The following is a 6,532-nucleotide window of genomic DNA, read 5'->3' as shown; positions in this document are numbered from 1 at the left end:
TGCCCATTTAATTTTTTTTGTGGGGTTCTTATCTTTTGTGTGTTTTTAGCCAGCTCGCCTGGGGGGGGGGTGTGGCTGCCCTGGCGTTTGGTTGGTGGAGGGGGCGGAAACGGCGGTGCGTGTGGCATGCCCCCTCCACCGCTTCGCGGTCCCCCTCCCCCATACGCTTCGCTATGGGGGAGGATTGTTGACTTAGACCGGGCGGCCCGTCGCGAGGGCGCCGTAGAGTTCCGGGCGACGATCGCGGAAGAAGCCCCAGGCGGCGCGATACTTGTCGAGGAAGTCGAGGTCGAAGGTGTGGACCAGCACGCCCTCCTCGCCCGTCAGGCTTTCGACCAGATCACCGCGATGGTTGGCGATGAAGGAGTGGCCGTAGAAGGTCTGGCCCGCCTCGGTCAGGGTCTCATGGCCGATGCGGTTGGCGGCGACGACCGGCACCACATTGGACACGGCGTGGCCCTGCATCGCACGCTGCCACGGCAGAGCCGTATCCAGTTCGGCGTCGTGCGGTTCCGAGCCGATGGCGGTCGGGTACATCAGGATGTCTGCGCCCTGCAGCGCCATGGCGCGGGCGCTCTCCGGATACCACTGGTCCCAGCAGATGCCGACGCCGATGCGGCCGAAGCGGGTGCTCCAGACCTTGAAGCCGGTGTCGCCGGGGCGGAAGTAGTACTTTTCCTGATAGCCGGGGCCGTCGGGGATATGGCTCTTGCGATAGACGCCCAGGGCCTCGCCGTCGGCGTCCAGCATGACCATCGAGTTGAAGTAGTGCGGCCCTTCCTTCTCGAAGATCGAGACGGGGATGACGACGCCCAGTTCCCTGGCCACCGGCTGCAGTTGGACCACGGCCGGATGCTCGCGCCACGGATAGGCCGAGGCGAACCAGTGCTCCTCCTGCGTCACGCAGAAATAGGGCCCCTGGAACAGTTCCGACGGCAGGATGACCTGCGCGCCCTGGGCCGCCGCCTGGCGGATCAGCCCGATGGTCTTGTCGATATTGGCCTGCATGTCCTCGCCGTACGAGGTCTGCAGGGCGGCGACCGAGACGGTGCGGGCCATTATGCGGGCTCCTGTTGGCTAATGCAGTGGAAGGATCCGCCGCCGGTCAGGACGGCGTTCGACGGCGACAGGACAATCTCGCGGTCGGGGAAGACCGTGGCCAGGGCCTCGCCCGCCAGACGGGCCGCGACATCATCACCATAGGTCGGGACCACAATGGCGCCGTTGGCGATCAGGAAGTTCATGTGGCTGGCCGGGATCGGACGTTCGTCGGCGTCCAGCACCAGACCGGGCGACGGGACGCGCAGGACCTTGAGCTTGCGGCCCATGGCGTCGGTCGTTTCCGACAGCAGACGGGCGGTCTCGTCATAGACCTCGGCGTTGGGGTCCTTGCGGCCAAAGGCGATGGGACAGGCCACCACGCCCGGCGCAACAAAGCGGGCCAGGTTGTCGACGTGGCCGTCGGTGTGGTCGTTCAGCAGGCCGTCGCCCAGCCAGACCACGACCTTGGCGCCCACGGCCTCGGCCAGGGCCGCCTCGGCGGCCTCAGCGGTCCAGCCGGGGTTGCGGTTCTTGTTCAGCAAGCATTGGCGGGTGGTCAGGACCGTGCCCTCGCCGTCGTGGTCCAGGGCGCCGCCTTCGAGGATGAAGTCGTGACGCGTCACCGGAACGCCGGAAAACTCCGCGATCTGATCAGCCACCTCGTCGTCGTGCGGATAGTCGTACTTGCCGCCCCAGCCGTTGAAGCTGAAGGCGTTGGCCACGGCCGAGCCCTTGCTGAAGATCGGGCCGGTGTCGCGCAGCCATATGTCGCCGAAACGACCGGCCACGACCTCGACCCCGTCCACGCCGTCCAGACGCGCACGCGCGTTGGCCAGAGACTCGTCATTGCCGACCATCAGCTTGACCTGCTCGCGGCCGGGACCGGCAAGCGCCCGGACCAGGGCCTCGACCTCGTCTTGGGCCTTGGCGAAGTCCTCGCCCCACAGCTCGGCATGGCTGGGCCAGCCGACCCACATCGCACGGTGCGGCGACCATTCGGCGGGGATGGGATGGGTCATGAGCGAAGTCGATCCGAATGGGAGAAAGGCAGACCGCGCCAAATAGGGCCTGACGCCCCCCGGTTCAATGTTTGCGGGCATGGGCCGGCAGCTACAGCCCCCGAAACGGGCCTCAAGCAGCGTGAAGCGCGAGAGGCCCAAAAAAGAAAGGGCGGCCCGTTTCCGGACCGCCCTTCCCTGTCGGTGTCGAAGCTAGAGCTTAGAAGCTGTAGCGGATCGAGGCCATGACGGTGCGCGGAGCGCCGACGCCCGCGAACGGACGGCTGTAGCCCAGTTGGCCCGGGGTCGCCGAAGCGCGGGTGCCCAGGGTCGAGTAGTACTGCTCGTCAAGCAGGTTGATGACGTTCACCTGCAGGTAGGTGCCTTCCAGACCCAGGGTCGAGAAGTCGAAGCGGGCGTCCAGATCGACGACGGTAAAGGCGTCAACCTTCAGATCGTTGACGTCGGTGACCCAACGCTCACCCGTGTACTTGCCCTGGACGCCTGCCGAGAAGACGTCGTTGAACTTGTACGAGGCGCGCAGCGAGAACATTTGTTCCGGCGTTTCAACCTGCTTCTTGCCCTTGGTCTGCAGTTGGGCGCCGGCTGCGTTGTAAACGTAGTCGTCCTGCAGTTCGCTATCGAGCAGCGAAACCGTACCGTAGAGGTTCAGGTTCTCGGTCGGCTGCCAGCCCAGCGAGGCTTCGAAGCCGATGCTTTCCACCGAACCGACGTTGCGGTCGACGAACTGACCCAGGTCTTCGTCGAAGGTCGAGACGATGCGGTTGTCGAACTGGTTCTGGAACACCGAGGCCTGAGCCACGATGGTCGAGGTGGTGTAGCGGTAGCCCAGGTCGATGTTCTTCGAGGTTTCAGGCTGGACCGTCGGGTTGCCGATCGAGCCGTCGGCGAAGCGCGTGACGGCGTAGAGGCTGTCGGTACGCGGAGCCGACAGGGACTCGCTGTAGCTGCCGAAGACCGAGTGGCCTTCGCCGAAGCGGTAGGTGGCGCCGACGTTGGGCAGGATGTCGTCGAACTTCACTTCACGCTCGTACGGCGCGATATACTGCGTCGTGCCGCGGCCGGCGAAGGTCACATTGCCGTTGGCCAGGGTCGCGTTCGGCGTTTCCGAGGTGCAGAGCACGTTGGACGAGGCGTTCTGGGTGTAGCAGTTCTGGTTCAGCTCGCGCTTGAAGAAGGGCGCGCGCACGCCCAGCGTCACCGTCAGGGCTTCCTGCAGGAAGCGGCCGCGGTACTCGAGCGAGAACTGGTTCAGCGAAGCGATCGACAGACGGTCGCGCGACTGAAGGTCGTAGCCGTCCAGGTTGATGACGCGGTTGTCTTCCTCGTTACGGCCGCCGAACTCGTCGACGAAGCTCGGGCTCGACGGGTTCGAGAAATCGACGAAGCCATAGTTGCCGGTCTGACGGTGACGACCCCAGTCCAGCGCATAGGCGGCGCGCAGGCGATGGTTCTCGTTCATCTCCCAGATCAGCGAGCTGTTCAGGCCGTAACGGTGCGTATTGGTGTTGGACGGCGTCATGACACGCACGCGGTCCAGGAGGTCGCCGTCGCCGTTCAGGTCGACGCCGCCCGTGGTCTTGGTGCCACGCAGCAGCAACCAGCTCAGATCGCTGCTGCCAGCACGAGCGACTTCCGATTCGGCCATCACAGCTTGCTGGGTGCCGCCGTTGGCCAGGGTGTACTGGAACGAGGGGTCGACCGTCAGGGTCAGGCCCTCACGCAGGGTGAACCGCGAGTTGCCCCGGATGTTGCCCGTGTTCGACGGGTTGATGCGCAGGCCCCAGTAGTTGGTGCCGTTGGTGTCGTAGTCGGCCACGCCGCCGCGGACGGTCGGGGCCGTGTAGGTGCGGTCGAAATCGACGCCCCAGCCGAAGGGATTGGCCGGATCGTTGACCTGGTCGATGCAGACCTGGGTCTGGGCGACGTCGCAGAAGCCCGTGGCGGTGCCGAGGTTCGGACCGTTGTAGTTGTTGTTGCGGTTCTCGTTGTAGTGACCGGCCAGGGCGATGAAGTCGCCGTTGTCGCCCAGGGGCTGCCAGATGCGGGCGTTGTACTGGACCTTCTCCAGCTCGCCGATGCCCTTGAACTTGTCATAGTTCTGGTAAGAGGCGGCGAACCAAGCCGAGGTGCCCCAGGGGCCGAACTCGCCCGTGTTGAACAGGCCCATCATGCGGCGATAGTTGAAGTCGCCCAGCGAACCCTGAACCCAACCGCCCATGTCCGTGGTGGGACGCAGCGTCACGTAGTTGATGGTGCCGCCGGTGGCCGAGGCCGTCGGGCTGTCGACGTCGGTCGAGCCGGTGTTGACCGAGGCGCGCTCGATCAGTTCCGGATCCATCTGCTGGTTGGTGTAGGACGAATAGTTGCCGGTGTCGTTCAGCGGAATGCCGTCGAACGTCAGCGAGACGCGGGCGCCGTCGAAGCCACGCAGACGGATGTTGCCGCCCGACGAGCCGTAGGGGTCGGCGTTGGTGAAGCTGAGGCCCGGCGTCAGGTTCAGGGTCTGCAGGATGGTTTGACCAGCAGCCTGGGTGGCGATGAATTCTTGGTTGACGGTGTTACGGGTCTTGGCGACCGTCTCGGCGACAGCCAGACCGTCGAGGTTGCGCGGGCCGCGTTGGCCGGTCACGACGACGTCGCTGACTTCCGTGGCCTCGGTGCCGGTCGACTGGGCCGAAGCGGCGCCGGCCATAAGGAAGCCGCTCATCAGGGCGGTCGTCGCCCAGAACAGCTGTTTGCGGTTGGTCATCGGTCTGTATCCCCAGTGATGAAGGCGTTGCGCCATGCGCGGCAGGCTGTCGCGCCTGTCGAGATGGGCTGGGCCTTAAGGCCGCTGAGGGAAGGTTGGGCGACAGTCGTGTGACAGTGATATGACAAACCCCGGGGGTTGCCATATCGCCACACCCCTGTGGACGATTTTCGAACCGCTGAACGCGGGGGCTAGGCTGGACGTCTGGCGAAGGCGTCCGCCACAAGGCCCGCCGTGGGCCGCATGGCGCGCGGTTCGTGATAATTGCCGTTGATCTGACTGCGGGCGATCACATGCGCCCGGAAGGCTGTAAACAGCTTGGCGTCGGCGGCGACCGGCGCTCCCCAGAAGTCATCAAGCGGCTGCTGGTCCGTCAATCCGTCGAAATCGAAGAAGGCTTCGCCAAGCACCTTGACCGGCGTGCGGAAGCCCAGGGCCGACAAGGCCGCGCTGGAGTTGTTGACCACCATGCCCCTGGAGGCACGACACAACTGGGCCAGATTCCCGCCGTCGATGAAATCGACCCGGTCGTCCAGCCCCCGCTCTACCGCCAGACAACGCGTAATATGCTCCAGGTCGGAAAGTCCCGGATCGAGGGGATGGTTCTTGACGACCAGTCGGCAATCCTTGGGCGCGTTGCGAGCGAAACTGGCCATCACCTCGGCCAGGAAGGCGGTATTGTCGGCATAGGAGGAGTAACGCAGCAGCTGGGCGTCGCCCTCGCGCTGGAGGCAGGCGATGAAAAAGGGTCCCCGCCCGCGGATCACATCCGCATCGCAGGACTGTTTCGGACGCGTCGCCAATCCGAAATACCGTCGGATATGGCCAAAAAACTGGCGCCAGGGCGAGACTGTGTAGGGCTGCCGATATCGCGGGAAGGCCAGCACGCCCAGAGCCTGCACCGCGTGATAGAGGCTGATGTTGAAGACATGGTGCGGCAAGATCTTGCCTACCGGTCGCGTGACCGGAAGTTCGGGCCCCGGCACGGCGTATCCCGCCGCTGATCGCGGCAAGCCGCTGGAACCGTTGACGCCGTTTCTTTCCAGCGTGATCCAGTCGGGGCGGAAATATCCATTTTCCAGCACCCATACCTGGGCGCTGAGGGCGTCGATCTGCGACAGGACGCCCTGATTGTAGGGTCCACCCTCGCCGAAGACGACGATGTCCGTAAAGTCATGGGCCAGCTCGCGGACCTTGGCGGGCCATTGCTTCACATCATCGCGGAAGGTCAGGCCGCCCGGACGACGCCAGGTCACGAGGTCGCCAGCGTTGAAAATCATGCGGCCGACTTCGCCGCCGCGCTCGACAATGGCCTGGGCCAGCAGGCGCCCAAAGCCGCCAAAGGGAGCGGTGACGATCAGAAAGCGACGGCCACGCAAATCCGCCTGTACCAGCGGGAAGGCATTGGGCTGATCAGGATCAAATGGCGCGAGCAAACGCTGGGTGTCTTTCCAAGGAACGAGTCCTCTTCCTAGTGCCAACCCCTCGCCAATGACAAGACGCTTGAGCAAGACAAAAAGAACAACGTTGTGCAGAAAGAAGCCGCCGACTCAGACAAAAGCCGGCGGCCCGATACTTCGACATCGAAGGAGAGCCTGGAGCAGACCATGAGGCCTGCTCCAGGCTGAACCTTAGAAGTTGATGTCGATGGTGGCGCGACGGTTGAGCGGTTCACGCACGCCGTCTGCGGTGGGCTTGGCCAGGTTGGTTTCACCCTTGC

Annotated in this window: 4 protein-coding genes; all 4 read right to left on the bottom strand. The window is 64.5% G+C overall.

Annotated features, from left to right (window positions below; all coding sequences use genetic code 11):
- Positions 1-192 precede the first annotated feature (192 nt).
- Entirely contained in the window at positions 193-1,059 is an 867-nt protein-coding gene (gene aguB, locus ACOZBP_RS17175; RefSeq protein ID WP_422677541.1) for an N-carbamoylputrescine amidase, read from the bottom strand.
- Positions 1,059-2,060 carry an agmatine deiminase family protein gene (locus tag ACOZBP_RS17170; protein ID WP_422677540.1) on the bottom strand — a complete coding sequence of 334 codons (1,002 nt, stop codon included), beginning with the start codon at positions 2,058-2,060 and terminating at the stop codon, positions 1,059-1,061. Before ACOZBP_RS17170 ends, aguB begins: the two co-directional genes overlap by 1 nt.
- A 199-nt stretch (positions 2,061-2,259) precedes the next feature.
- Positions 2,260-4,812 (bottom strand): TonB-dependent receptor, encoded by a 2,553-nt coding sequence (locus ACOZBP_RS17165; protein WP_422677539.1) that lies wholly within the window; start codon positions 4,810-4,812, stop codon positions 2,260-2,262.
- 191 nt (positions 4,813-5,003) lie between these two features.
- Entirely contained in the window at positions 5,004-6,248 is a 1,245-nt protein-coding gene (locus tag ACOZBP_RS17160; RefSeq protein ID WP_422677538.1) for a capsular biosynthesis protein, read from the bottom strand.
- Between the last annotated feature and the right edge of the window lie 284 nt (positions 6,249-6,532).

Source organism: Brevundimonas sp. NPDC058933 (assembly GCF_049315965.1).
Lineage (GTDB): Bacteria > Pseudomonadota > Alphaproteobacteria > Caulobacterales > Caulobacteraceae > Brevundimonas.
This window is presented reverse-complemented; position numbering and strand designations above follow the sequence as displayed.

What these genes read in the sequence shown, in the direction of transcription:
- ACOZBP_RS17170 (WP_422677540.1), bottom strand. Translation starts at nt 2,060, where the DNA reads ATGACCCATCCCATCCCCGCCGAATGGTCGCCGCACCGTGCGATGTGG.
- aguB (WP_422677541.1), bottom strand. Translation starts at nt 1,059, where the DNA reads ATGGCCCGCACCGTCTCGGTCGCCGCCCTGCAGACCTCGTACGGCGAG.
- ACOZBP_RS17165 (WP_422677539.1), bottom strand. Translation starts at nt 4,812, where the DNA reads ATGACCAACCGCAAACAGCTGTTCTGGGCGACGACCGCCCTGATGAGC.